The organism is Mesorhizobium sp. M0960 (genome assembly GCF_040319055.1).
Lineage (GTDB): Bacteria > Pseudomonadota > Alphaproteobacteria > Rhizobiales > Rhizobiaceae > Mesorhizobium.
The window spans coordinates 153,826-177,007 of sequence record NZ_JAMYNN010000008.1 but is presented as its reverse complement, the minus strand read 5'-3'; the positions used below and the strand labels follow the sequence as shown (position 1 = coordinate 177,007).

At 63.1% G+C, this 23,182-nt stretch carries 24 protein-coding genes and 1 pseudogene; 14 read left to right on the top strand and 11 right to left on the bottom strand.

The window, feature by feature from the left end:
• Nucleotides 1-13 precede the first annotated feature (13 nt).
• The 3 genes from NKH63_RS17215 (at nucleotide 14) to NKH63_RS17205 (ending at nucleotide 2,521) form a co-directional block, all read left to right on the top strand.
• Complete coding sequence (locus NKH63_RS17215) at nucleotides 14-385, top strand: DUF805 domain-containing protein (protein ID WP_031193743.1); 372 nt, start codon at nucleotides 14-16, stop codon at nucleotides 383-385.
• Nucleotides 386-406: 21 nt separating this feature from the next.
• Nucleotides 407-1,195: a hypothetical protein gene (locus NKH63_RS17210; RefSeq protein ID WP_352484325.1), complete on the top strand. Its 789-nt coding sequence runs from the start codon at nucleotides 407-409 to the stop codon at nucleotides 1,193-1,195.
• Between the two features lie 225 nt (nucleotides 1,196-1,420).
• Complete coding sequence (locus NKH63_RS17205; protein ID WP_023718195.1) at nucleotides 1,421-2,521, top strand: GGDEF domain-containing protein; 1,101 nt, start codon at nucleotides 1,421-1,423, stop codon at nucleotides 2,519-2,521.
• On the opposite strand, the pseudogene NKH63_RS17200 reads toward NKH63_RS17205, so the two are convergent.
• Nucleotides 2,511-3,541: pseudogene (locus NKH63_RS17200) on the bottom strand (2-dehydropantoate 2-reductase). The gene NKH63_RS17205 and the pseudogene NKH63_RS17200 overlap by 11 nt on opposite strands.
• 129 nt (nucleotides 3,542-3,670) lie before the next feature.
• Here NKH63_RS17200 and dapE point away from each other — a divergent pair.
• Entirely contained in the window at nucleotides 3,671-4,870 is a 1,200-nt protein-coding gene (dapE, locus tag NKH63_RS17195; protein WP_352484327.1) for a succinyl-diaminopimelate desuccinylase, read from the top strand.
• A 2-nt stretch (nucleotides 4,871-4,872) separates the two neighbouring features.
• On the top strand, nucleotides 4,873-5,481 hold the full coding sequence (locus NKH63_RS17190) for a hypothetical protein (RefSeq protein WP_023718193.1): 609 nt from the start codon (nucleotides 4,873-4,875) through the stop codon (nucleotides 5,479-5,481).
• Here the strand turns inward: NKH63_RS17190 and truA are convergent.
• Genes truA through def form a run of 4 tightly spaced genes read right to left on the bottom strand, consistent with a single transcriptional unit; the run spans nucleotide 5,463 to nucleotide 8,219 of the window.
• Entirely contained in the window at nucleotides 5,463-6,218 is a 756-nt protein-coding gene (gene truA / locus NKH63_RS17185; protein ID WP_352640283.1) for a tRNA pseudouridine(38-40) synthase TruA, read from the bottom strand. The two genes, NKH63_RS17190 and truA, sit on opposite strands and share 19 nt — an antisense overlap.
• An 18-nt stretch (nucleotides 6,219-6,236) precedes the next feature.
• Nucleotides 6,237-6,746, bottom strand: a complete 510-nt coding sequence (locus tag NKH63_RS17180; protein WP_292662840.1) for a GNAT family N-acetyltransferase — start codon at nucleotides 6,744-6,746, stop codon at nucleotides 6,237-6,239.
• The gene (gene fmt / locus NKH63_RS17175) at nucleotides 6,743-7,672 is read right to left on the bottom strand and encodes a methionyl-tRNA formyltransferase (RefSeq protein WP_352548109.1); all 930 of its coding nucleotides are present in this window, start codon (nucleotides 7,670-7,672) and stop codon (nucleotides 6,743-6,745) included. Before fmt ends, NKH63_RS17180 begins: the two co-directional genes overlap by 4 nt.
• A gap of 16 nt (nucleotides 7,673-7,688) precedes the next feature.
• Complete coding sequence (def, locus tag NKH63_RS17170) at nucleotides 7,689-8,219, bottom strand: peptide deformylase (protein ID WP_023718189.1); 531 nt, start codon at nucleotides 8,217-8,219, stop codon at nucleotides 7,689-7,691.
• 103 nt (nucleotides 8,220-8,322) lie between these two features.
• Between def and NKH63_RS17165 the strand changes: the two genes are divergently transcribed.
• Nucleotides 8,323-9,585, top strand: a complete 1,263-nt coding sequence (locus NKH63_RS17165) for a DNA recombination protein RmuC (RefSeq protein WP_023718188.1) — start codon at nucleotides 8,323-8,325, stop codon at nucleotides 9,583-9,585.
• Nucleotides 9,586-9,628: 43 nt separating this feature from the next.
• On the opposite strand, the gene NKH63_RS17160 is transcribed toward NKH63_RS17165, so the two are convergent.
• The 3 genes from NKH63_RS17160 to NKH63_RS17150 form a co-directional block, all read right to left on the bottom strand.
• Nucleotides 9,629-10,033, bottom strand: a complete 405-nt coding sequence (locus tag NKH63_RS17160; protein ID WP_352484328.1) for a GFA family protein — start codon at nucleotides 10,031-10,033, stop codon at nucleotides 9,629-9,631.
• A gap of 67 nt (nucleotides 10,034-10,100) precedes the next feature.
• Entirely contained in the window at nucleotides 10,101-11,063 is a 963-nt protein-coding gene (locus tag NKH63_RS17155; RefSeq protein WP_352484329.1) for a cation diffusion facilitator family transporter, read from the bottom strand.
• 106 nt (nucleotides 11,064-11,169) lie between these two features.
• On the bottom strand, nucleotides 11,170-11,979 hold the full coding sequence (locus NKH63_RS17150) for a transglutaminase-like domain-containing protein (protein WP_023718185.1): 810 nt from the start codon (nucleotides 11,977-11,979) through the stop codon (nucleotides 11,170-11,172).
• A 215-nt stretch (nucleotides 11,980-12,194) separates the two neighbouring features.
• On the opposite strand from NKH63_RS17150, the gene NKH63_RS17145 reads away from it, so the two are divergent.
• Together NKH63_RS17145 and sugE are read left to right on the top strand one after the other, a co-directional pair.
• Complete coding sequence (locus tag NKH63_RS17145; protein WP_013528464.1) at nucleotides 12,195-12,320, top strand: hypothetical protein; 126 nt, start codon at nucleotides 12,195-12,197, stop codon at nucleotides 12,318-12,320.
• A gap of 153 nt (nucleotides 12,321-12,473) precedes the next feature.
• Entirely contained in the window at nucleotides 12,474-12,788 is a 315-nt protein-coding gene (sugE, locus tag NKH63_RS17140) for a quaternary ammonium compound efflux SMR transporter SugE (RefSeq protein WP_352484330.1), read from the top strand.
• Nucleotides 12,789-12,871: 83 nt separating this feature from the next.
• On the opposite strand, the gene NKH63_RS17135 is transcribed toward sugE, so the two are convergent.
• Nucleotides 12,872-13,300 carry a DUF6481 family protein gene (locus tag NKH63_RS17135; protein WP_023718183.1) on the bottom strand — a complete coding sequence of 143 codons (429 nt, stop codon included), beginning with the start codon at nucleotides 13,298-13,300 and terminating at the stop codon, nucleotides 12,872-12,874.
• Nucleotides 13,301-13,531: 231 nt separating this feature from the next.
• On the opposite strand from NKH63_RS17135, the gene NKH63_RS17130 reads away from it, so the two are divergent.
• The 3 genes from NKH63_RS17130 to NKH63_RS17120 all read left to right on the top strand — a co-directional run bounded on the left by NKH63_RS17130 (nucleotide 13,532) and on the right by NKH63_RS17120 (nucleotide 17,028).
• Nucleotides 13,532-14,590 (top strand): LLM class flavin-dependent oxidoreductase, encoded by a 1,059-nt coding sequence (locus tag NKH63_RS17130; RefSeq protein WP_352918199.1) that lies wholly within the window; start codon nucleotides 13,532-13,534, stop codon nucleotides 14,588-14,590.
• A gap of 118 nt (nucleotides 14,591-14,708) precedes the next feature.
• Nucleotides 14,709-15,869: an AI-2E family transporter gene (locus NKH63_RS17125; protein WP_023718182.1), complete on the top strand. Its 1,161-nt coding sequence runs from the start codon at nucleotides 14,709-14,711 to the stop codon at nucleotides 15,867-15,869.
• Nucleotides 15,870-16,026: 157 nt separating this feature from the next.
• Nucleotides 16,027-17,028, top strand: a complete 1,002-nt coding sequence (locus NKH63_RS17120) for an LLM class flavin-dependent oxidoreductase (RefSeq protein WP_352918197.1) — start codon at nucleotides 16,027-16,029, stop codon at nucleotides 17,026-17,028.
• 157 nt (nucleotides 17,029-17,185) lie between these two features.
• Here the strand turns inward: NKH63_RS17120 and NKH63_RS17115 are convergent, their stop codons facing one another.
• Nucleotides 17,186-17,809, bottom strand: a complete 624-nt coding sequence (locus tag NKH63_RS17115) for a L,D-transpeptidase (protein ID WP_352640289.1) — start codon at nucleotides 17,807-17,809, stop codon at nucleotides 17,186-17,188.
• Between the two features lie 254 nt (nucleotides 17,810-18,063).
• Complete coding sequence (locus NKH63_RS17110) at nucleotides 18,064-19,083, bottom strand: LacI family DNA-binding transcriptional regulator (RefSeq protein WP_352484335.1); 1,020 nt, start codon at nucleotides 19,081-19,083, stop codon at nucleotides 18,064-18,066.
• Nucleotides 19,084-19,300: 217 nt separating this feature from the next.
• On the opposite strand from NKH63_RS17110, the gene NKH63_RS17105 reads away from it, so the two are divergent.
• From NKH63_RS17105 to NKH63_RS17095, 3 genes are read left to right on the top strand one after another with little or no spacing between them, the layout of a single operon-like run.
• Nucleotides 19,301-20,884 carry a sugar ABC transporter ATP-binding protein gene (locus tag NKH63_RS17105; RefSeq protein WP_352790260.1) on the top strand — a complete coding sequence of 528 codons (1,584 nt, stop codon included), beginning with the start codon at nucleotides 19,301-19,303 and terminating at the stop codon, nucleotides 20,882-20,884.
• Nucleotides 20,881-22,194 (top strand): ABC transporter permease, encoded by a 1,314-nt coding sequence (locus NKH63_RS17100; RefSeq protein WP_023718176.1) that lies wholly within the window; start codon nucleotides 20,881-20,883, stop codon nucleotides 22,192-22,194. The genes NKH63_RS17105 and NKH63_RS17100 overlap by 4 nt, the downstream gene beginning before the upstream one ends.
• Nucleotides 22,191-23,156: a substrate-binding domain-containing protein gene (locus NKH63_RS17095; RefSeq protein WP_023718175.1), complete on the top strand. Its 966-nt coding sequence runs from the start codon at nucleotides 22,191-22,193 to the stop codon at nucleotides 23,154-23,156. The genes NKH63_RS17100 and NKH63_RS17095 overlap by 4 nt, the downstream gene beginning before the upstream one ends.
• Nucleotides 23,157-23,182: the final 26 nt, after the last annotated feature.

Sequence of the window (23,182 nt, the reverse complement as noted above, 5' to 3'; positions counted from 1 at the left end):
CGGATGCACCGGGTTGACTGACAAACCTCAATTCCTATGGCTTTTCTTCAGCCTTTCTGGGCGGGTGAATCCGAGCGCTTATGTTTTGGCTGGCCTCTTGCCGGTCATCGTTCAACTCTTTCTGCTCTACCAGTTCGCGCGAACGCCGTTAGGCACTGCCGCGAGCCAGTATTGGGCGCTCGCCTTATGGATCGCTGTGTTCGTCTCGACATGGTCGACCTTTGCGCTAACGGCGAAGCGGTTCCATGATTTCGGCAAGCCTGCCTATTACGCATTGATCTCTCTCATTATCGGCTTCGTCCTGCTTTTTATCCTGGCTTTTTTCAAAAGTGACCCAGGCCCCAACCGCTACGGCAAGCGCACCAACGCACCGGCCGAACCCTGAGCGCCAATCGGACATTTCGTCATGCGCTACCGCTCGCTTGATTCGAAACTGATCCTCGAAACCGCCGAACGGCTGGAAGAGCGCGTCGCCGAGCGCTTTCCCGATGCAGGCCTGCGCGGCGTCGCCGCCGAGCTCGTGTCGCTGTCGCGCGATCTGGCAAAGGCAGCCAAGGCGCTGGAGGCGCCGATCTGGTGGCTGCGCGGCCTCATCATCGCCGCTTTCGTCGTCGGAGCGCTGATGTTCCTGTTCGTCGGCACAATCCTGCCGCTCGGCCGCATCTCGGGAAACCACGATGCCTTCCAGTCGGTGCAAGGCATCGAAGCCTCCCTCAACATGATCATCCTCGCCGTGCTGGGCTTCCTGGCCCTGATCCGCTCCGAGGAGCGGATCAAGCGCAAGCGGGTGTTCCGCCAACTCCACGGGCTGCGGTCGCTCATCCACGTCATCGACATGCACCAGCTGACCAAGGATCCGGCAGCACTTTCAGCCAGTTTCAAGCCGACTGCACATTCGCCAGCCCGCATCACCAACGCCGCCGACCTTGCCCGCTATCTCGACTATTGCTCCGAAATGTTGTCGATCACCGGCAAGATCGCCGCGCTGTTTGCCCAGTCGGTCAATGACGCCGTGGTCATCGATGGCGTCAATGACATCGAGAACCTGGCGTCGAACCTGTCGCGAAAGATCTGGCAGAAGATCACGCTGATCGAAACCCCTCATGGGCAGCCGGCACATGCGAAGAAAACCGATCCCGAGCCGGGTCCGCCGCGTCGGCCTGCAGTCCGCAGACGACCGGGGCCGGCAAGCTAAGACCCGCGAGCCGGCGGCAGATCCGCTAGAGCGGCAGAGCGGGGAGTTCCGGTTTTGCGCCGGACGCTCTAAGCGAATGTTAATCACCCTGGCCCAGCATGCCGGCGAAAACTGTGTCGACCGGCACGGAGCGCTCGACTGGCAAGCGACCTATCCCTGACCACCAAGGAGCCGCGCAAAACGTGGAGCGCCGCCGCTCGCCTGTTTGCCTGGTTCTCTTCGCCGATGAGATTGGAACCGGAAGCCGTCCGCGCCCGGCTTCTCGACACCACTTTCGACCGCAAATTCGCAGTCTTGTTCGGCACCATCAGCGTTCTGGTGGTTGCGGTCAGCGCCGCACTTGCCACGAAGGATTGGTGGCCCTACGCCTGGATCGCAGCCGACCTGATGCTTTTCGTCGTCCGCGTTCTGCTGATGCGGGAATGCGAGCAGGCCCGCAGGCGCGGCTCGAAAGGGCCGCTGGCGGGCCTGATGGCAGCCAGCGGTGTATGGTCGGTCGTTTTCGGCCTCGGCTGCTATGGCTGTGTTGCCAGCGGGAATATGGCGCTTTCCGTACTTGCCGCCTTGAATGTCGCAGGTGTCGTTGGCGTGGTGTCGTCACGCAATGCGGCCACCCCGCGCTTCGCCATATTCGTCATGTTGGCCGTAAGCCTGCCTTACGTGGTCGGTGCATTGTTTTCCGCAGCGCCCGGAATGCCGATCGTCGGAATTCAAACGCCGTTCTATGTGGCCGGCGTCATCATCGTGCTGCTTCAGAACCACGCAATCAACGCCCGCATGATCCGCGCCGAGCTGGACAATCGCGACCTGGCGATCAAGGACGCGCTGACCGGCCTGCCAAACCGCATCTTCCTGCAGGAGAAATTGCGCGACATGTGCCGCGACCTTGCGGCGCCGGCCGCCAATGGCGGCAAGCCGTTTGCCGTGCTCAGCATGGACCTCGACGGCTTCAAACAGGTCAACGACCGTTTTGGTCATGCGGTCGGCGACGTGCTGCTGCGCAAGGTGGCCGAACGATTGAAGCGCGGCTTCCGGCCGGGGGACGTGGTCTTCCGTATCGGCGGCGACGAATTCGTCATCCTTTTGCCCGCAACCTCGGAGATCGAGGCCACCTATCTGGCAAAGCGGGCCATCGAAAAGGTCTCGGTGCCTTTCGACCTCGGGGTCGGTTCCGCCATCCATGTCGGCTTGAGCGTCGGCAGCGCCTTTGCACCCGCCGACGGCGGCGATCCGGAAATCCTGCTCACCTGTTCCGACCATGCACTCTACGAAGCCAAGCGCACCGGCAAGGGCCGTTATTGGGCGCCTGTGCGGGCTACGATCTGACGGTCGCAGCGACAGCTTCCGGCGGCAAGCAAGGCGATCCGCGCCTCTCCTGCTCGGCCGCACGCACCAGTGCAGTGACATGCTTCAGCAAAGGCGCCGGCGTGCCGGCCTTTTCGGCCAAACGCAGGACCGCGCCTTGCAGTTCGCCGATCTCCGTCGACCGGCGGCGCCGCAGGTCATCCCACATCGACGAACGCGCGGCCGGATCGATGGCAAGCATCCGCCGCGCCAAGAACTTGAACAGCCCGTCGGGCAGGCGAAGCACTTTCGGCAGCAGTGCGGGACGCAGGCCGGCGATGCGAGCGGGTTCGATGCCTGTCGCCGTCATTGCCGCCAATGCTTCGTCGATCTGACCGGCCAGGATCAGCCGCCAGCGGCGATCGGCAAGCTCTGCCGCCAGCGGCAGACCGGAAAGCGCCACCAGCGCGTTGTTGAGGTTGAGCAGCAGCTTGTCCCATAACACCGCGTCGATGTCACCATGCGTCGCGACGGCAAACCCCTCGACATCAAGCAGTTCGTCAAGGCCCGCCGAGCCCTGTTCGATCATCACTTTGCCGCCGCTGGCGCGGTGCAGGCGAAGCGGCAATTCGCCCTCCGGCGATTGGACCACGTTGAACGGCACCATGCCCGCGAGCACCGGCTGGGCGGTGAGATGGCTCGCAATTTATCGGCATTGTCGACGCCGTTCTGCAGGCTGAGTATCACCACGTCCGGTCGGGCATGGGCGGCAATCAGCCCGGCCATGTCTTGCGTCGCGCCGCTCTTGACCGTTACCAAAATGACATCGGCATCGGAGAATGCTACCGCCGGATCGGCGGTGACCGACAATGCGTCCGGTTTGACAGAACGGTCGCGGCCGTCAGGGTCGGTGATGCGCAATCCAGCTTCTTGCAGGGCCTTCTCGACGCGCGGTCGCGCCAGCAGAACCACCTTTCGCCCGGCAAGTATCAGGCAGCCGCCGGCGTAGCAGCCGATACTGCCGGCACCGGCGATTACGATCGTCTTGCCACGCGTGACCATGCGATGGCCCTGTTCTGGTCGAGAGACCTTGCCGCAATTATACGACATGAAAACCATAATGTCGGCGGCATGGCTGGCCCTCACGTCTGGCCGTGACAGACCTTGCGCTTTCGACTATCGCTTTTGCCCATGATGCTGCCTACCGATCCGGTTAGAAATCTCGCTGCACTCATCCGCTGTGCTTCCGTGACGCCCGCCGAAGGCGGTGCGCTGCGCGCGCTGGAGGCGATGTTGAAGCCGCTCGGCTTTGCGGTCGAGCGACCGGTGTTTTCCGAAGCCGGCACACCGGACATCGAGAACCTTTACGCGCGGCGTTCCGGCAATGGCCCGCATCTGATGTTTGCCGGCCATACCGACGTGGTGCCGGTGGGCGACGAGGCAGCCTGGACGCACCCGCCCTTTGGCGCCGAGATCGCCAATGGCGAGATGTTCGGCCGCGGCGCCGTCGACATGAAGGGCGGCATTGCTTGTTTCGTCGCGGCGGTGGCGCGACATGTCGAGCAGAAGGGCGGCCCGAAGGGGTCGGTCTCGCTGCTGATAACCGGCGATGAGGAAGGCCCGGCGATCAACGGCACGACGAAGCTGCTCGAATGGGCGGCCGCCAAAGGCGAGAAATGGGATGCCTCGATCGTCGGCGAGCCTACCAATCCCGACGCGCTTGGCGATATGATCAAGATCGGCCGGCGCGGCTCGCTATCGGGCACGGTCGTCGTCAACGGCCGCCAGGGCCACGCCGCCTATCCGCAGCTAGCCGACAATCCGGTGCGCGGCCTGGTGACGCTGGTCGACGCCTTGCTGCACCCCGTCTTCGACAACGGAACAAGGGATTTCCAGCCGACGAATCTTGAGGTGACCTCCATCGATGTCGGCAATCCCGCCACCAACGTCATCCCGGCGAAGGCAGCAGCTACCTTCAATATCCGCTTCAACGACACATGGACCGCCGAGACGATCCAGGCCGAGATCCACAACCGCCTCGACCGGGCGGCGAAACGCAAGAAATACCGCGCCGGCAAGAAGACGCCGGTCGACTACGAGATCGTCTGGCGCGACGGGCCGAGCCATGTTTTCCTGACACGCGACGACAGGCTAATCGAGACGCTTGGCGGTTCGGTCAAAGCGGTGACCGGCAGGAAGCCGGCGCTCTCCACCTCCGGCGGCACCTCCGATGCCCGCTTTATCAAGGATTATTGTCCGGTGGTCGAATTCGGCCTGGTCGGCAAGACCATGCACATGGTCGACGAACGTGTGGCGATTGCCGATCTCGAGACGCTGACGCAGATTTATCTGCGCTTCGTTGAAGACTGGTTTGCGCAGGACATATCCTAGTGATGCTTTCAGCGGATGAAACCTATGCTTCGCTTGCCGGCGCCTGGCGGCTGATGCTCGGCAAGGCCGACGGATTTCGCCTGCTCGACCTTTCGGCGGACGGTTTCTGGAACTCCTTTTTTGCCATCGTCGTCGCGGCGCCGGCATTGATCGTCGGCTGGGTCGGCATTGCCAACGAGATCGGCGATCCCGACGCATTCGTCGGCCGTTTCAGCATGTTGATCCGGCTGGCCACCGTCGATATCGGCGCCTGGGTGCTGCCGCTCATCGGCCTGGCCCTGGTCGCGCCGCGGGTCGGCGTCGGCAGCCGTTTCGTCCATTATGTCGTCGCCAGCAACTGGGCCTCGGCGATCATCGCCTGGATGATGCTGCCATCGGCGTTGATCCGGCTTTTCCTGACATCGGCCAACGAAGTCTCCGGGCTGGTGTCGCTGCTGCTGTTCGCGCTGTCAATGGTATTGACCTGGCGGATGACCAACGTTGCCATCGGCAGGGGTGCGGCTGTCGGCAGCGCTGTTTTTGCCGGCATGTTCGTGGCGTCGCTGATCGTCCTGTTCGGCCTGCAGGCGCTGCTCGGTATCAGCGTGCCGGATCAGCCAGGCGTCGGATAATCGACGCCGACTAGAAACAGCCCGTCGGGCGGCGCCACCTGACCGCAGGCCGCACGGTCGCGCGCCTCGAGCGCGGCCTTGAGGTCGGCAATGGTCCAGCCGCCTTCGCCGACACGTTTGAGCGAGCCGACCATCGAGCGCACCTGGTTGTGCAGGAATGACCGCGCCGAAGCACGGACTTCGATGAAATCGCCCGCCCGGCTGACATCCAGCCGGTCGAGCGTGCGGACCGGGCTGGTGGCTTGGCACTGGGTCGAGCGGAAGGTGGTGAAATCATGCCGGCCAAGCAGCACTTTTGCCGCTTCGTGCATGGCGGCGGCATCGAGCTGCTTCGGTACCCACCAGATCTTGCCCTTGTCGAGCGCTGCTGGCGCGCGGCGGTTGACGATACGGTAGAGATAGTGGCGGCCGATCGCCGAGAAACGCGCATCGAAGCCATCCGGCACGACGGCGGCCTTCAGGATGGCGATGTGCGCCTTGGCCGCTTGCAGATGCGCGTTGACGGCGTCGCGCACCTTGTCGCCGGGCCATGCCTTGACCAGATCGACATGCGCCACCTGAGCGGTCGCATGGACACCGGCATCGGTGCGGCCGGCGGCGCGCAGAGAGACCTGCTCGCCGCAGAACTTCTCGATCGCCTGCTCGATCGCCTGCTGCACCGAAGGCTGATTGGCCTGGCGTTGCCAGCCGGCAAAGAGACTGCCGTCATATTCGATGTCGAGGCGAAAACGCGGCATTCCCGGATCGAGGCGAAATCAGGCGGCGAGGGCTGAGCCGAAGGCCGAGGCGTAGACCAGCCTGCCGGTCTCCGGCGCCTCGCCCCAGGCAAGCGCCTGCAAAGCCTCGCCTTGGTAGTCGCTCTCGAATTTCGCTGCACGGGCGCGGCTGTAGCCGAAGCGGCCATAGTAGGCCGGATCGCCGAGCACCACAGCGAGCGTCTCGCCGGCGGCTTTCAGGCGGATATGAGCCTCGCGGACCAGGGCACCGCCGATGCCGGTGCCGTGGAACGACGGCTCGACTGCCAGCGGCGCCAGCGCGACTGCCGGGAAGCTCTTGCCGCCATTCTGCACGAAGAGCCGTGAAAACAGGATATGGCCGACCACTTGCCCGTCTTCGTCCGCCACCAGTTCGACGACGGCATCACCGCCGGTGACCAGCGCGTCGACCAGTCCGGCCTCCGCCTGCTGGCCGAATGCGTGTTCTTCGACAAGGCGGATCGCCTCGCGGTCCCGCGGCGTCGCCGCGCGTATGGACATCATGCTCATGACAATTTCATCCCTTTTTCGAGCTTGGCCCCGCGCAGAAACTCCTGCGCGGCAATGGGCCTTCCGCCCGCACGTTGAACTTCGACCAGCCTGATCGCGCCTGACCCGCAGGCAACCGTCAGCCGGTCATCGAGAATTCCTCCCGGTTCGCCGGCGCCTTGCGAGAGCGTCGAGCGAAGCAGTTTCAGCCGTTCCATGCGGCCGCCGATTTCGGCCTCGCACCATGCACCGGGAAAGGGCGACAGGCCGCGAATCTGGTTGTGCACGTCGCCGGCAGGTCGCAGCCAGTCTATGCGAGTCTCCGATTTATCGATTTTCTTGGCGTAGGTCACCCCCACCTCCGCCTGTGTGGTAAATGTCAGCGTATTCCGCTCGAGCCGTTCGAGCGCTTGCACCATCAGCGCAGCACCCAGGATCATCAGCCGGTCGTGCAGATCGCCGGCCGTCATGTCGGGTCCAATGGCGCATTTTTCAACCATTGCCACAGGCCCGGTGTCGAGGCCTTCCTCCATCCGCATCACCATCATGCCCGTCTCGGTATCGCCGGCCATGATGGCGCGCTGGATAGGGGCAGCGCCGCGCCAGCGCGGCAATAGTGATGCGTGGCCATTGAGGCAACCGAGCCGCGGCGCCTCGAGAATAGGTTTGGGCAGAAGCAGCCCGTAGGCGACGACCACGGCGACATCGGCGCGCAAGGTGCGGAACGCCTGCTGCTCCGCCTCGCTCTTCAGCGACACCGGCGACCGCACCTCGATGCCAAGCCGCTCCGCCTCACGCTGCACCGGCGACGGCGTCAGCTCGAGCCCGCGCCGGCCTGCGGCGCGCGGCGGCTGCGTGTAGACGGCTGCCAATTCATGCCCTGCCCCGGCGATCGCTCGCAGCGTCTGCACGGAGAATTCGGGCGTACCCATGAAGATGACACGCAGGGGCATTCGTCGACCCCTATCCCACCATCTTGCCCGGCGCCTTGTCCCTGGCGAGCTTCTTGAATTTCTTGACCACCATGTCGCGCTTCAGCTTGGAGATGTGGTCGATGAACAGCACGCCGTTTAGGTGGTCGATCTCATGCTGCAGGCAGGTCGCCATCAGCCCCTCGGCCTCGATCTCCTGCAGCTTGCCGTCGCGATCGAGATACTTCACCCGCACCGCTGCCGGACGCTCGACCTCGGCATAGTAATCCGGGATCGACAGGCAGCCTTCCTCGTAGACCGAACGCTGGTCGGAGCTGTCGAGGATTTCGGGATTGATGAAGACGTGCGGTGCCGGCGTCTCGTCCTCCTTGGCGAGGTCGATCACCAGCAAGCGCAAGGGTTCGCCGACCTGGATCGCCGCGAGGCCGATGCCGGGCGCGTCATACATGGTGTCCAGCATGTCGCCGGCCAGTTTACGCAAATCACCGTCGACACGCTCGACCGGTTTTGAAACCTGACGCAGGACGGGATCGGGGAGGATGATAAGCGGCTTGATCGACATGGCGTCTCACCTAAGACCTCGCAGGAAAAGCGTCAACCGGGACGCCTTCTGGTCGTTCACGTTTTGATCTGTGCCGCCAGACCGAATCATCTATGCTGTCGGCATGAACGATCTGGCCACCATCCTGTCCGAACCTGTCGCCCGCCTCGGCGCCACCACGATCACGCTCGGCCATGCTCTGGGTTTCGGCGCAATGCTGTTCCTCGGCCTGTTCGTGGCGCTCGTCATTGCGCTCTGGCGATCGGCCAAGGCGCGTGCAATGGCGGCCGCCGAAGCCGCCGACCACGCCCGCGACGCCGAGGTGCGGATGGCCGGCATCTTGGCAAGCCAGGCGGAAATGCAGGGCCGTATGGGCGCTATCGCCGAAGTGTTCGGGGCACGTCAGGCCGAACTGACCCAGTCGATCGGCCAGCGCCTCGACGCCATGACCGGCCGCCTCGGCCAGACCATGACCGAGCAGACGAGATCGACGCATGAGAGCCTCGCCAAGCTGCAGGAGCGGCTGGCGGTCATCGATATCGCGCAAGGCAACATCCAGTCGCTGGCCGGCCAGGTCGTGCAATTGCAGGCGATCCTTTCCAACAAGCAGACGCGCGGCGCCTTCGGCCAGTCGCGTATGGAAGCCATCGTCGCCGACGGATTGCCCCACGGCGCCTATGAATTCCAGGCGACCTTGTCGAATGGCAGCCGGCCCGACTGCCTGGTGAAGATGCCGAACGGCGCACCGTCGCTTGCCATCGATGCAAAGTTTCCACTCGAGGCCTGGAATGCCATCCGTGCCGCCGAAGGCGCCGACCTGCAGAAGTCCGCCGCTCAGGCTTTCCGCCGCGACATCGAGGTGCATGTCCGGGATATTTCCGAAAAATACCTGATCCAGGGCGAGACGCAGGACACTGCCTTCATGTTCGTGCCCTCGGAATCGGTGTTCGCCGAAATCCACGAGAATTTCGAGGCCGTTGTCCAAAAGGCGCATCGATCGCGGATCGTCATCGTCTCGCCATCGCTTTTGATGCTGTCGATCCAGGTCATCCAGGCGATCCTCAAGGATGCCCGTATGCGCGAGCAGGCGCACCTGATCCAGGGCGAGGTCATCCGGCTGATGGAAGACGTCTCTCGGCTCGACGAGCGGGTGCGCAAATTGCAGACGCATTTCGGTCAATCGGCCAAGGATATCGAGGACATCCTCGTCTCGACATCGAAGGTGACCAGGCGCGGACAAAAGATCGAGGCGCTGGAGTTTGGCGTGCAGCCGGCGGAGGACACCGCTGGGTCGAATGGCAGCGGAGCAAAAGCGGAAAGCAGCGCGCGTGTTGCCGATTCGAAAACCGGGCAGCTGAGGCTAAGGGTCGTCGAAGGCGACGATTGAGAGCTACGCCGGAACCGGAGCCGAGGCTTCGCCCGGTCTGGCGCTACTGCTCCTCGATGATGGTTGTGCCTTCGAATTCCGGCAGCCAATGCAGCGCCGAGCGATGCCAGATCTGCTTTCTCGGCACCAGTTGATCGCGCTGCCATGCCGTGCCGACCCTGATGCCGTAAACCTTCGGTCCCGCGCCCGCCGACGTGGCGTAGAGATGCGAGCCGCACTCACCGCAAAATGCCTGAGCGCGCTTGGCACCACTCGAACCGGTCTTGATGTAGATTTTCGGCGCGCCCTTGGTGATCGTGTAATTGTCCTCGGACGCCGGCACGGTGACGCGAAAGGCCGTTCCGGTTAGCTTCTGACAATCGATGCAGTGACAAATGGTGGTCTTTTCCGGATCGACCTCGGCCTCGTAAGTAATGGCGCCGCAATGACACCCGCCGTCGATTTTCATCTTCGTTCCTCCTGGAGCTTTTGCGCGCAATCATAACCGGGACTGCCCGATGGCGCAGCCATTTTCCTCAGGCCGGCTCCCCTCCGGACGCCGCCAAGGCCTTGCTCCGCCGTTCCCAGGTGCCGGTGGTCTGCGGCTTGACGAACAGGCGCGTGACCTCCGGCATCTCCGCCTTCAGCCGTGTCTCGAGGCGTTCGACGCAGGTCTCTATCTCGGGCGCCGACAAGTGGTCCTCGAACTCGATGCTCAGAGCGGCGACGATCTCCTGAGGCCCCATATGGAGCGTCAGTACGCCATTTGCCCGCCGCACCGCCGGGTCCTGCTGGACAATGGCCAGCACTTTCATTTGCACCTCGGGCGAGGCCGGCTCGCCGAGCAGCAGGCTCTTGCTTTCGCGGGCCAGGAAGATCGCGGTCGCGCCCAGGATCAGCGCGATGCCGATCGACGCGGCGCCGTCGAGCTTCGGCATGTCCAGCAGTTCCGCCGCCAATATGCCGGCGAAGGCGACAACGAGGCCGAGAAGTGCCGCGCTGTCCTCGAAGAGTACGGTGTAGACACTCGGGTCCTTGCTGAGCTGCACCGCCTCGAGCCAGCCGTGGCTGCCTTTTTGGTGGCGGAACTCGTTCAGCGCCACCAGCCAGGAGGTGCCTTCGAACAGGAAGGAAAGGCCAAGTACAGCGTAGTTCACCTTTGCGTTGGCAATCGGCTCCGGCGCCATGATGTGCGTCACGCCTTCGTAGAACGATATGCCGGCGCCCAGTGCAAAGACGAGGAGCGCGACGATGAAGCTCCAGAAATACAGCTCGCGACCATGGCCTAGCGGATGCGTCCGATCGGCCGGCCGGGCGGCGCGGTGCATGCCGTAAAGCAGCAGGCTGCCATTGCCGGTATCGACGAGCGAGTGGACGCCTTCCGAGAGCATTGCCGAGCTGCCCGTGAACAAGGCAGCGGCGAATTTGGTCAGGGCGATCGCAAGATTGCCGGCGAGCGCCGCATAGATCACTTTTTTCGACCCGCCATGCGCCGCCATGGTGTGCTGCCTTGGTTGATGCACCGAGATTAGCGGAGCACGCCCACGCTCCACAGCTCGAACAACGCCCGAAGTGTCGAGTTGTTCAAAAGGGCAGCGCGAGAGGCTATTCGATGACCTCCTCCGTCCAGACCTTGAAGCCAGCCAGCGCGCCCGGTCCAAAAATGTGGGTGAGTGGGACATCGGCGGCATCGCGTCCGGAGGCAATCAGGATGCGGCCGATGCGCGGCGCGTTGTTGCGCGGGTCGAACGCGTGCCAGCGGCCGCCGAGATAAACCTCCATCCAGGCGGCGAAATCCATGTCCGACCACGGCTTTGGCAGGCCGATATCGCTGATATAACCGGTGCAGTAGCGGGTCGGGATGTTCAGGGCGCGGCAGAAGGCGACTGCGAGGTGGGCAAAGTCGCGGCACACACCACTCTGCTCGCGATAGGCTTCGGCTGCGGTGCGTGTCGGCCGTGCATTGAAATAGTTGAAGACGATATGGTTATGGACGAAGTCGCAGACCGCCTGGACGCGCGGGATGCCGAGCGGCGTATTGCCGAACAGCCGCCAGGCTTCGTTCGCCAGCACGTCGCTCTCGCAATAGCGGCTGGGCAGCAGGAACAGCAGCGTCTCCGACGGCAGATCGCGCACCTCATGCTGCCATGCCGTCAGCTCGCGCGTCTCGAAGGAGCCGGGGTCGCGGATGACCGCGTCCGTGCCGAACGCAAAGCGCCCGGCCGGCGCAACGAGACGGTTGCACCAATTGCCGAAACTGTCGCGATAGCTTTCGATCGGCACCGGCGGGTTCGACGTCAGGAAGTCCGGCCGCTCGAGATCGGATGCGCGCGAATAATGGACGTTGAGCATCGCGATCAGCGGTGTTTCCTGCGGGAAGTCGAAGCTCATCTGGCAACCGATGTGGATCCGCATTGTCGTCCTGACCGGACTGCGCGATCATCAGCCGGCGAAACGCAAGGGCTGATGCTGCAGTGCGAAGAGGACCATCGCACGGACCGCTGCGGTTTACGAGGGAATTAGAAACCGGTTGACAGCCATCGGCCAAGGCGACTGCACGGCAGCGGCCTCTTGCAGTCTAGCGTTTTCTCTTGTTTCACTTCGCCAGACATCAACCGGAGGAACGAATCATGGCTAAAGGTGCGATGAAGGCAGGCAAGGAAGCCCGCAAGCCGAAGAAGGACGCGAAGAAACCCGCTCCGGCGCCGGCCCTGAAGGCACCGCCGGTGAAGGCGATGAAGCTGAAGGACAAGTAGGGCCGCAGCTACCGTTTTGGCTTATTTCGACCGGCCGCAAATGCGGCCGGTATTGTTGTTCATTAAGCGCACGAGCATCCCATATGGATGCGGCGAAGATAGTTTTTGCGCTTTCAAGAGATCGGCCGGGAGCCATCGAAACGGAGCGTTCCGATGTCGTGGATTTTCCTGTTCTTCGCCGGCCTGTTCGAGATCGGCTGGGCGATCGGCCTAAAATACACCGACGGATTCTCGAAGCCGCTGCCAACCGTCCTGACGGTAGCCTCGATGATTGTCAGCCTGACCTTGCTCGGCCTGGCGCTGAAGGCACTGCCGGTCGGCACAGCCTATGCGGTATGGACCGGCATCGGCACCGTCGGCACGGCGCTGTTGGGGATATGGCTGCTCGGGGAGCCGGCGACCGCGATCAGGCTGGCCTGCATCGCGCTCATCGTTTGCGGCATTATGGGACTGAAGCTCGCGGCTTAAGTCGGCCCGACAGACCAAACGCCTTCAGGGCCGCTGCAAGGCGGCCCTGATTCTTGAATTCGGCTGATCAGCGCCGGAAGGCGCTATCGGGCGGAGAAGCCGGGCGGCGTCCTGCCGGTGCGCTGCTTGCGCGCGGCATAGCGTGCGTCACGCTTGGCCTTGCGTTCGGCCTCGTCGGCAAGAAAACGGGCGATGCGCTCGTTCTCTTCAGCTTCCCGGATCTTCGCTTCGGCCTGTGCTGCCTCTTCGGCGGCAATGCGTGCCGCTTCGGCAGCTGCCTCGCGCTCGGCCTTTTCGGCCGCTTCGCGCGCCAGCTTTTCCTGCTTCAGCCTGGCCTTTTCGGCCTCGCGTATCGCGCGGGCCTCGAGGATTGCCTTGCGCTCGGCCTGTCGTGCCAGCACCGCTGGATCATCTGCCGCCGGCTTTGCCTTGAAGCGCTCCAGAAGCGCCTTCTTTGCCTCGTTTGCGGCATTGCGCCGCTCGAAAACGTCTTTTTCCCTGTAGATAGCCAAGTCCACTTCCCTGGAGTCAATTTGCGAGGCTTACATACGCGTGAAAACCGAGAGTTCAAGCGCCAAAACGGTATGCCAGCCATGAAATTCTGATCTGTTGCAACCGGGAGACGCCATTTCGATCGAATTCGGCTGAAAGCCACCCGCACTGTTCACCATCCAGGCCTCTGGCGGCGCAGCGGACTGATCGCTACCTGTAGCGCCAAGACAAAACGCTAGGATGACACCACTATGGAACTCGGTCTCTACACCTTCGCTGACGTCAGCCCGGAACCGGGTCCCGGTGCGATCGGTGCGCATGAGCGGCTGCGCAACCTGATCGAGGAGATCGAGCTCGCCGATCAGGTCGGGCTGGACGTCTTTGGTCTCGGCGAGCACCACCGTCCCGACTATGCTGCCTCCGCTCCGGTGGTGGCGCTGGCGGCGGCTGCCGAACGAACCAAGCGCATAAGGCTGACCAGCGCGGTCACCGTTTTGTCCTCCGACGATCCGGTGCGCGTCTTTCAGCAGTTTGCCACCCTCGATCTTCTGTCCGGCGGCCGGGCCGAGATCATGGCCGGGCGCGGCTCGTTCATCGAATCCTTTCCGCTGTTCGGCTATAATCTCGAAGACTATGACGAGCTCTTTGCCGAGAAGCTCGACCTGCTGCTCGCCATCCGTGATCATGTCAAGGTGACCTGGCCGGGCAGTCTGCGCGCGCCGATCAACGATCGCGGCGTCTATCCCCGGCCCTTTCAGGACAAATTGCCGATCTGGATCGCGATCGGTGGTACGCCGCAATCGGCGGCGCGGGCTGGCGTACTCGGGTTGCCGCTGGCTCTGGCGATCATCGGCGGCGAACCGGCGCGGTTTGCACCACTGTTCGACATCTACAGGGATGCAGCCAGGCGGGCCGGCAGCGATCCGGCGAGCCTTGCCACCAGCCTCAACGTGCACGGCTTCATCGCCGACACCGCCGACCAGGCAGCCGACGATTTCTACAGGCCGCAGGCCGAAGTGATGAACCGCATCGGCCGCGAGCGCGGCTGGGGGCCGACGTCGCGGGCTCATTTCGACCAATCGCGCGGCCCGAACGGCGCCCTGTTCGTCGGCAATCCAGAACAGGTGGCGCACAAGATCATTGCCCAGCACAGGATATTCGGCAACGACCGCTTCCTGCTGCAAATGGCGATCGGCACCATGCCGCACGCCAAGGTCATGAAGGCTATCGAACTCTACGGCACCAAGGTGGCGCCGATCGTGCGCCGGGAAACTGCGAAGGCCGTCGCCGCGGCAGCGCCGGTTGCCTGATTCACCAGCAAAGCCGCGAGGCGGCCTTGCCGGTGACGCCGGCTAAGGGAACCTTGAAGCCGCAGAGGCGTTTTCGCCAACGGTCTACACCAATCGCGGTGTGCCGCCGAGGGTCAGAATGAAGGCCGAACCCGCCGCTTCGGGCGCAAGCGCTGCCGAAAGCCCGGATTCGCGCGTCGAGGCGCGGGCGGATGCGCATCTGATGCGTTCGCTGCTCGTCGGCATCTTCATCCTCATGGCGATCTACGCGCTTTACTTCGCCCGCGCCTTCTTCATGCCGGTCATTCTGGCTTTTCTGCTGGCGCTGACGCTGACGCCGATCGTTCGCTTCCTGCGCAAGCATGGCATGCCCGATGTCATTTCGGCGACACTGCTGGTGCTGCTTTCGTTTTGCCTCGTCGCCGTCGCGGGATATCTGCTCAGCGGCCCGGTCATCGACCTCATCAACAACACCTCGACGATCGGCCAGCAGCTTACCGAACGTCTGGCACAACTGCGCCGTCCGTTCGAACGGATCGTGGAGATTTCGCGCCAGATCGAGGGCCTGACACAGACGTCCCAGGAGCCGGGCGTTCAGAGGGTGGCGATGGCGCCATCGGGTATTCTCTCGCAGGCCGCCGGCAATGTGCTGTCGGCCGGCGCCAGCGTCACCATCGTCTTCGTCCTGTCGCTGTTCCTGCTCGCCTCGGGCACGATGTTCTATGAAAAGATCGTCCAGTCCTTCCCCAGTCTAAGCGAAAAGAAGCGGGCGCTGCGCGTAGTCTATGACGTCGAGCGTGAAATCTCGCACTATCTGCTTACTGTCACGGTCATCAATACATGTCTCGGCGTGGTCATCGGGCTCGGCCTGTGGGCACTCGGCGTGCCCAACGCGCAGGTCTGGGGCGCGGCAGCGGCCTTGCTCAATTTCCTGCCCTATATCGGGGCGCTGACCACCATCACGCTGGTCACGATCATCGCGCTGATCAGCTTCGACACGATTTCCTATGCGCTGCTGGCGCCGGCCTTCGTCCTCTTATGCGACGTCGTTGAAGGCCAGTTCGTGACGCCGACGGTGGTCGGCCGCCGTCTCGAGATCAACGCCGTGGCGATCCTGATCGCCATCGCCTTCTGGTCGTGGCTATGGGGTTTCGTCGGCGCGCTGATGGCGGTGCCGCTGCTGGTCGTCATCAAGGTATTCTGCGATCATTTCGACGGTCTCAGCCATGTCGGCAATTTCCTCGCGGCGCAGCACACGGCGGTAATCGAGGATGAAGAGATTTCCGAGCCAAAAAGGTAGCGGCTTAAGAGCCCAAAAGCGTCACTGATTGGTGTGCATATCAACGACCTTGCATCGGTTGCACATCCGTCGGGCGCACAGCGCTCTATCAACATTTTGAATTTGCCGCCCCGGCAACGGCTTCCTACATCCGTCCGGTCCACAGGAATCCCCGCCGATGACCGCTCTTTCCGTTCTCGACCTGTCGCCGATCGTCGAAGGCAGCAATGCTTCGCAGTCGCTCGCCAATTCGCTCGATCTCGCCCGTCATGCCGAGCGGCTGGGATATAAGCGCTACTGGCTGGCTGAGCATCACAACATGCCAGGCATCGCCAGCGCCGCCACCTCGGTGGTCATTGCCCATGTGGCCGGAGGTACCCGTACGATACGCGTCGGCGCCGGCGGCGTCATGCTGCCCAATCATTCGCCACTTGTCATCGCCGAGCAATTCGGCACGCTCAACGCTCTGCATCCCGGCCGCATCGATCTCGGCCTCGGCCGGGCGCCCGGCACCGACATGCCCACGGCACGGGCGCTGCGTCGCAACCTCAACGCTGGCGCCGACAATTTCCCGCAGGACGTCGTCGAGCTGATCGGTTACTTCCAGCCAGCCGAAGACGGCCAACGCATCCGCGCGGTGCCCGGCGAAGGCGAAAAGGTGCCGATCTGGATTCTCGGCTCCAGCCTCTACGGCGCGCAGCTTGCCGCCACGCTCGGCCTGCCCTACGCCTTCGCTTCGCATTTTGCGCCGGCCGAGCTCGACCATGCGCTGGAGATCTACCGCTCGCGCTTCCAGCCTTCGGAGCAGCTCGACAAGCCCTATGTGATGCTCGGCCTCAATGTCTTCGCTGCTCCTTCCGATGCCGAGGCGCGGCTGTTGTTCACCTCGCTGCAGCAGGCCTTCGTCAATCTGCGCACCGGCCGGCCCGGCCGATTGCCGCCGCCGGTCGAAGGATATGAGCGCGACCTCGATCCAATGGCCAAGACCATGCTCGGCCAGGCGCTTTCCTGCGCCGTCGTCGGCTCCCCCGAAACGGTCAGGCAAGGCATCGAGGCATTCGTGCGCCGCACCGGCGCCGACGAACTGATGGTCACAGCGCAGATTTTCGACCATGCGGCGCGGGTGCGCTCGTTCGAGATCCTGACCGACGCCCACAAATCGCTGTCGGAAGCTGCCTGAGAGCTGGTTCGCCACTTGGCACTGTTGCGGGCAAGGCCGGCCTTAGGCAGGGAACATCGCGAACAGGTGTGCGAAGACATCGCGAACAGTTCGCGCGCTTTACGCGGAGAGTTTTCGATCCATCATGCTCGTCTGTTAGACGGAAACGCGGCGTCTACTAAATGACGATCACCTTGGTGCCGATTGTGGAGCGGTTGTAGAGATCGATGATGTCCTGGTTCATGAGGCGAATGCAGCCCGCCGACACAGCTTTGCCGATGGACCACCATTCAGGGCTACCGTGCAGGCGATATCCAGTGTCACCTTTCTCGTTGAAAAGATAGAGCGCCCGCGCCCCGAGCGGGTTCATGAGTCCGCCCTCCATATGAGCCGGTATGATGCGGCCCCGCTTCTGCTCGCGCACGATCATCGCAGACGGCGCGCTCCAATCCGGCCATTCGCGCTTCCTCGCAACGTGAGCAGTGCCATGCCACTCGAAGCCCGCCTTGCCAACGCCGATTCCGTAGCGCAGCGCCTGACCGTCTCCCAACACGTAGTAGAGGAACTTCGCTCCTGTATCGACAATGATGGTGCCAGGCGCCTCTTCAGTCGCATAAGGCACTGTCTGCCGATGGAACTTTTGGTCAACCTTGTAGATCGGAACCGGCGGAACGCGAAAACCGGCGTCGGTGAGGCCGCCATAGGCCGAGGGGAAAGTCTTTAATGCGCCGCCGGTGGTGCAGCCGAAGAATGCGACCATCCCAGCAAGTACCAGCCCGATTAGGATCGATTTCACGCACATGACTCAAGCCGGCGCCCGTGTAGGCGATCAGCCGCATCTCGTCATATTCCTAATCCGACATGCTTCGATTGCCAAGATTTTCCTGCTTGTCGGCGGGCTGATTGTTGCCCACTTGGCTCGATCGGCGCCGCGTCCTTCAATTGCTCGGTTTTCGAACGACGAACGCCCGTAGCGGCTGCGAAGGGCCGGGGTCGGCAGGACAGAGGGAGCGCTGTCCGTCCGGCATTACAACGTTTCTGAACAGAGCCCAAGCGCTACGCGCTGACGCTTTGTGCGATCGCGCCAAGTGGCCGGCATGAATTGCGGATCATCAGGCGTCCCTTGAGCGTCAGCTTGCGCGGCGGCGCATCCCTGTTGCCGGCGAGCCGGTCGAGCAGCAGATTGGCCGCCTGTTCGCCAATCGCCTGCACCGGCTGTGCGACCGTGGTCAATTGCGGCCGGAACACATCCGACCACGGAAAATCGTCGAAGCAGGCGACCGAAATATCCTCCGGACAGGACAGGCCGATATCGCGGATGGCCTTCATCGTGCCGATCACCATCGGGTTGTTGGCCGAAAAGATGGCGCTCGGCCGGTCGTGCAGCGAAAGCAGCTGCATGGTGGCGTTGTAGCCATCGACTTCGTGGAAATTGCCGAAGCGGACGAGCTCGGGCTCGGCCGGCAGGCCCGCGGTCTGGAGGGCTTCCCGGTATCCCGCCATGCGGTCATTCATCGGCGAGATATCGAACGAGCCGGAGATGTAGCCGATGCGCCGATGGCCGAGATCGATCAGATAAGTGATGGCGTCGAACACCGCGCGCTGATTGTCGAGAACGACGGCATCGGTGTCGACACCCTGGCAAACACGGTCGAGTAGCACGACCGGCACATTGGCGTCGTCGACAATCCCTTTGAGGATCGCGCCGTCGCCGACACGCGCGACGATCAGCCCGTCCACCTTCCGGTCGAGCAGCAGCCTGATCTGATCGTCCTGCGTGTTCAGGTGCTCGTCGGTGCAGCACAGCATGACGGCGTAGCCGGCCCTGTCGAAAGCCTGCTGGATCACCGAAACCACGTCGGTAAAGAACGGGTTGGTGATGTGTGGGACGGTGAGCCCGATGGTGCGTGTGGTGCCCATCTTGAGGCTGCGGGCGATGGCGTTGCGCTTGTAACCGATGTCGCGGATCGCCTGTTCGATGCGCTGGCTGAGCTCGGGGCTGACGGTCGCGGTGCCGTTGATCAACGCCGATACGGTGGCCACGGAAACACGCGCCGCTTCGGCCACGTGAAGCATGGTCGGTGCAGTGGATTTGCGCTGCTTTTTTCGTCCTGACGCTGTCATTTTCGAAACGTTTCACCACTCCGCGGCAGCAATACGTACGGAATCTTATGGTTTTGCGCAAGAATTGAAATGGAACAATCTTAGACACCAGATATTGGCTTGACATGATCGAAACGTTTAGATTAGCGTTTGAGGCGTTCGGTGACGACGGAGGGAGGCCGTCCTTGTCATGCAGCACGGCAATTCCATCCCTGCGGAAGGCGTTATGGCGGACGGCTCGGCTATCGTGCTGAGCGCCGAGCACATCTCCAAGTCCTTCGGCGGCATCGCCGCGCTTGTCGATGTCGGCTTCGAACTGCGGCGCGGCGAGGTCCATGCGCTGATGGGCGAGAACGGCGCCGGCAAGTCGACGCTGATGAAGATACTATCCGGCGTCTATACGGACTATAACGGAACGGTCAGTATCGATGGCCATCCGGTGCGCTTTGCCGGCGTCCGCGAAGCCGAGCGCGCCGGCATCGCCATCATCCACCAGGAGCTGAACCTCGTTCCCGAACTCAGCGTCGCGGACAATATCTTTCTCGGCCGCGAGAAGCTGATCGCCGGGCTGATTGTCGACCGCAAGGCGAGCAGCCGCGCTGCCGGCGCGCTCTTGCAAAGGCTCGGCATCGAGCTCGACCCGGATGCGCGCGTCGGTGCCTTGCGCGTCGGCGAACAGCAGCTGGTCGAGATCGCCAAGGCGCTGTCTATGTCGGCGCGCATTCTGATCATGGACGAGCCGACCTCGGCGCTGTCGCCAGCCGAATGCCAGCGGCTGTTCCGCATCATCCGCCAGCTCGCCGATAGCGGCGTGGCGATCGTCTACATTTCGCACCGCATCGACGAGGTCATGCATCTGGCCAGCCGGGTCACCGTGTTTCGCGATGGACGCCACGTCCTGACGCAGACGATGGACAAGCTCGACGAAGACGCCATAATTTCGGCGATGGTCGGGCGAAACCTGCTTGCTTCCTCCCAGGAGCACCGCATCCCCGGTGGCAACACCATCCTTTCCGTAAGCGAGCTGTCGCTATCGAAGCCCAATCGCCATGGCTGGCGCACCGTGCTCGACGGCGTCAGCTTCGATCTTGCCGCAGGAGAAATCCTCGGTATCGGCGGGCTGCTGGGCTCGGGCCGTACCGAAATCCTGGAAACGATCTTCGGGTCCAGCGGAGGACGTGCTGGCGGTGAGATCAGACTCGATGGCGAGGCAGTAGAAATCCGTTCGCCGCGCGATGCACGCCGGCTCGGCATCGCCCTGGTCACAGAAGACCGCAAGACGCAAGGCCTGCATCTCGAGGCCTCGATCACCGACAATGTCGCGCTGCCGCTGGTCGGCGCGCTGGCGCGGTTCGGCCTGCGCTCGCTGGCCGGCGAGCAAGGGCTGGCACGGGACGCCGTCAAGGCGCTCGGTATTCGCTGCGAAACCGTCGAGCAGCCGGCCGGCACGCTGTCCGGCGGCAACCAGCAGAAGGTCGTCATCGGCAAATGGCTGGCGACGAGGCCACGGGTGCTGCTGCTCGACGAGCCGACGCGCGGCATCGATGTCGGCGCCAAGCGGGAAATCTACGATCTCATCTTCAAGCTGGCGCGAGACGGGCTGGCGATCGCCGTCATCAGCTCGGAATTGCCGGAGCTGCTGCATCTTTCCGACCGTATCCTGGTCATGGCCGATGGCCGCCAGACGGGAATCCTGTCCCGCGCGCAAGCCAGCGAGGAGGCCATCATGCGGCTTGCAGCGCCGCGACGGACCATGACGAGGCCTGCTGCATGAGCATTTTGCATATCCTGTCCCGGACGAAGCTCTATTGGGGCCTGATCGCAATCTTCCTGATCGGCGTGCTTGGCTCGCCGATCAGCTCCAAGGGCAACAACATCTTCCTGTCCTACGGCAACCTGCTCGATGTGCTGCGCCAGGTGTCGACCACGGGGCTGATTGCCACTGGCATGACGGCGGTAATCATCACTGGCGGTATCGACCTTTCCGTCGGCTCGCTGATGGCGATCTGCACGGTAGTCTGTGCCATGCTGCTGACGGTCCCCGGCGTGACGCCGGCGGTGGTGCTGGGGGTGCCGACAGTTGCTGTGGCAGCCCTTTGCCTCGGCATTCTCGTCACCCGTTTCATCCTGCTGAACATCGAAAAATCCCGCGCCGGCGCGCAGGCCACGCACGACATCAGGTTGGATAGCGTTCGTGGGCTGGTTACCCCCGGCATTGTCGGGGTGATCCTGTGCAGTCTGGTGCTGTGGTTCCTGCTGCCGCAGGTAGGCTCAAAATTCGGCGTGCTCGGCGTGCTGCTGGTGGCGCCTTGCGTCGGCCTGCTGTTCGGCGCGCTCAACGGCTTCATCATCGTCGCCGGACGGCTGCAGCCCTTCATCGTGACGCTGGCGATGATGGTCACTGCGCTCGGCATCGCCCGGCTGACAGCCGGCCAAAACAATGCGGTGCTGCCGGTCTACACCGGCTCGAATGCCACCGCCGATTTCGAAATGCTGCGCTCGCTGGTGTTCGGCGTGATTCCGATGCCGGGCCTGTTCTTCCTCGGCGCGATCCTGATCTACGGCGCCGTGCTGCGCTTCACGCCGTTTGGCCGCTATGTCTATGCCATCGGCGGCAATGAGGAAGCGGCCCGGCTGTCCGGCATCGCCGCCGGCCGCGTCAAGATCGCCACCTACGCGGTTTCGGGGCTGCTGGCCGGCATCGCGGCGGTGCTCTATGTCGCGCAATACCGGCAAGGCAAGCCGGACGCCGGCGCCGGGCTGGAACTCGACGCGATCGCCGCCGTGGTCATCGGCGGCACCAGCCTGATGGGCGGACGCGGCAGCCTCACCGGGACGTTCTGCGGCGTGCTGATCTTCGGGCTGCTCTCTAACATCCTGCAGCTGCACAACATCAATTCGAACCTTCAGCTGGTGCTGAAGGGGATGATCATCATCGGTACCGTGCTCGTACAGGAGCGCAATGCCGGCGATCTTCTCTTCTATCTGCGATTGCCCGGTGGGCAAGCGCACAAGGAAACGGCCGCGGCAAAGCGGCCGTCGCAAGAGACCGCGTCTCTGAATATTGGAGGAAACAAGAAATGAAACGACGTGAATTGTTGAAGCTTGCCGCGCTGACAGCGGCACTCCTGACCACGACCGCGATGCTTGCCAGCGGTGCCCACGCGCAGGACAAGAAATGGAAAATCGGCTTCTCGCAGGTTACGACCATCGAACCCTGGCGTGCCCAGTTCAACAAGGACATCCTGGCCGAAGCGGCCAAGCATCCGGAAGTCGAGCTGATCGTAACCGACGGCGAGGACAAGACCGAGAAGCAGGTCGCCGATGTCGAAAACCTGATCCGTCAGGAGGTCGATGCGCTCTTGGTGTCGCCGAAAGAGTCCGCCGGCCTGACCGGCGTCGTGCAGCAGGCGATCGATGCCAAGATCCCGGTCTTCGTGCTCGACCGCAACGTCGAAACCAACGACTACACGCAGTTCGTCGGCGGCGACAACAAGCTGATCGGCCGGGCTGCCGGTGAATATGCCGTCGAGCTGCTTGGCGGCAAGGGCAAGGCCGCCGGCAACGTCGTCGAAATCTGGGGCGGCATGGGCACCCAGCCGGCGCATGACCGCCATGACGGCTTCCATGAATTCACCGACAAGGAGCCGGGTATCAAGAACCTGCTCGACCAGCAGTCGGGCGACTGGAAGCAGGACCAGGCCTACAACATCATGGCCACGGCGCTGCGCAACAACGAAAAGATCGATCTCGTCTACGGCCACAATGATCCAATGGCCTATGGCGCCTATCTTGCCGCCAAGGACGCCGGACGTGAGAAGGACATCAAGTTCATCGGCATCGACGGCCTGCCCAATGAAGGCGTGCAACTCGTCGCCAATGGCGAGCTGACGGCGACGTTCACTTATGTGACGCCGGGCGCCGAAGGGCTGCGGCAGGCGATCAAGTTCCTGAACGGCGAGAAGGTGGAAAAGACCATCATCCTGCCGACGCAGAAGATCACCAAGGAAAATGCTGCCCAGATCCTGAAGGACAACGGCCTCTGAGACGAGGCTTTCCTGCCGGGCGTTCA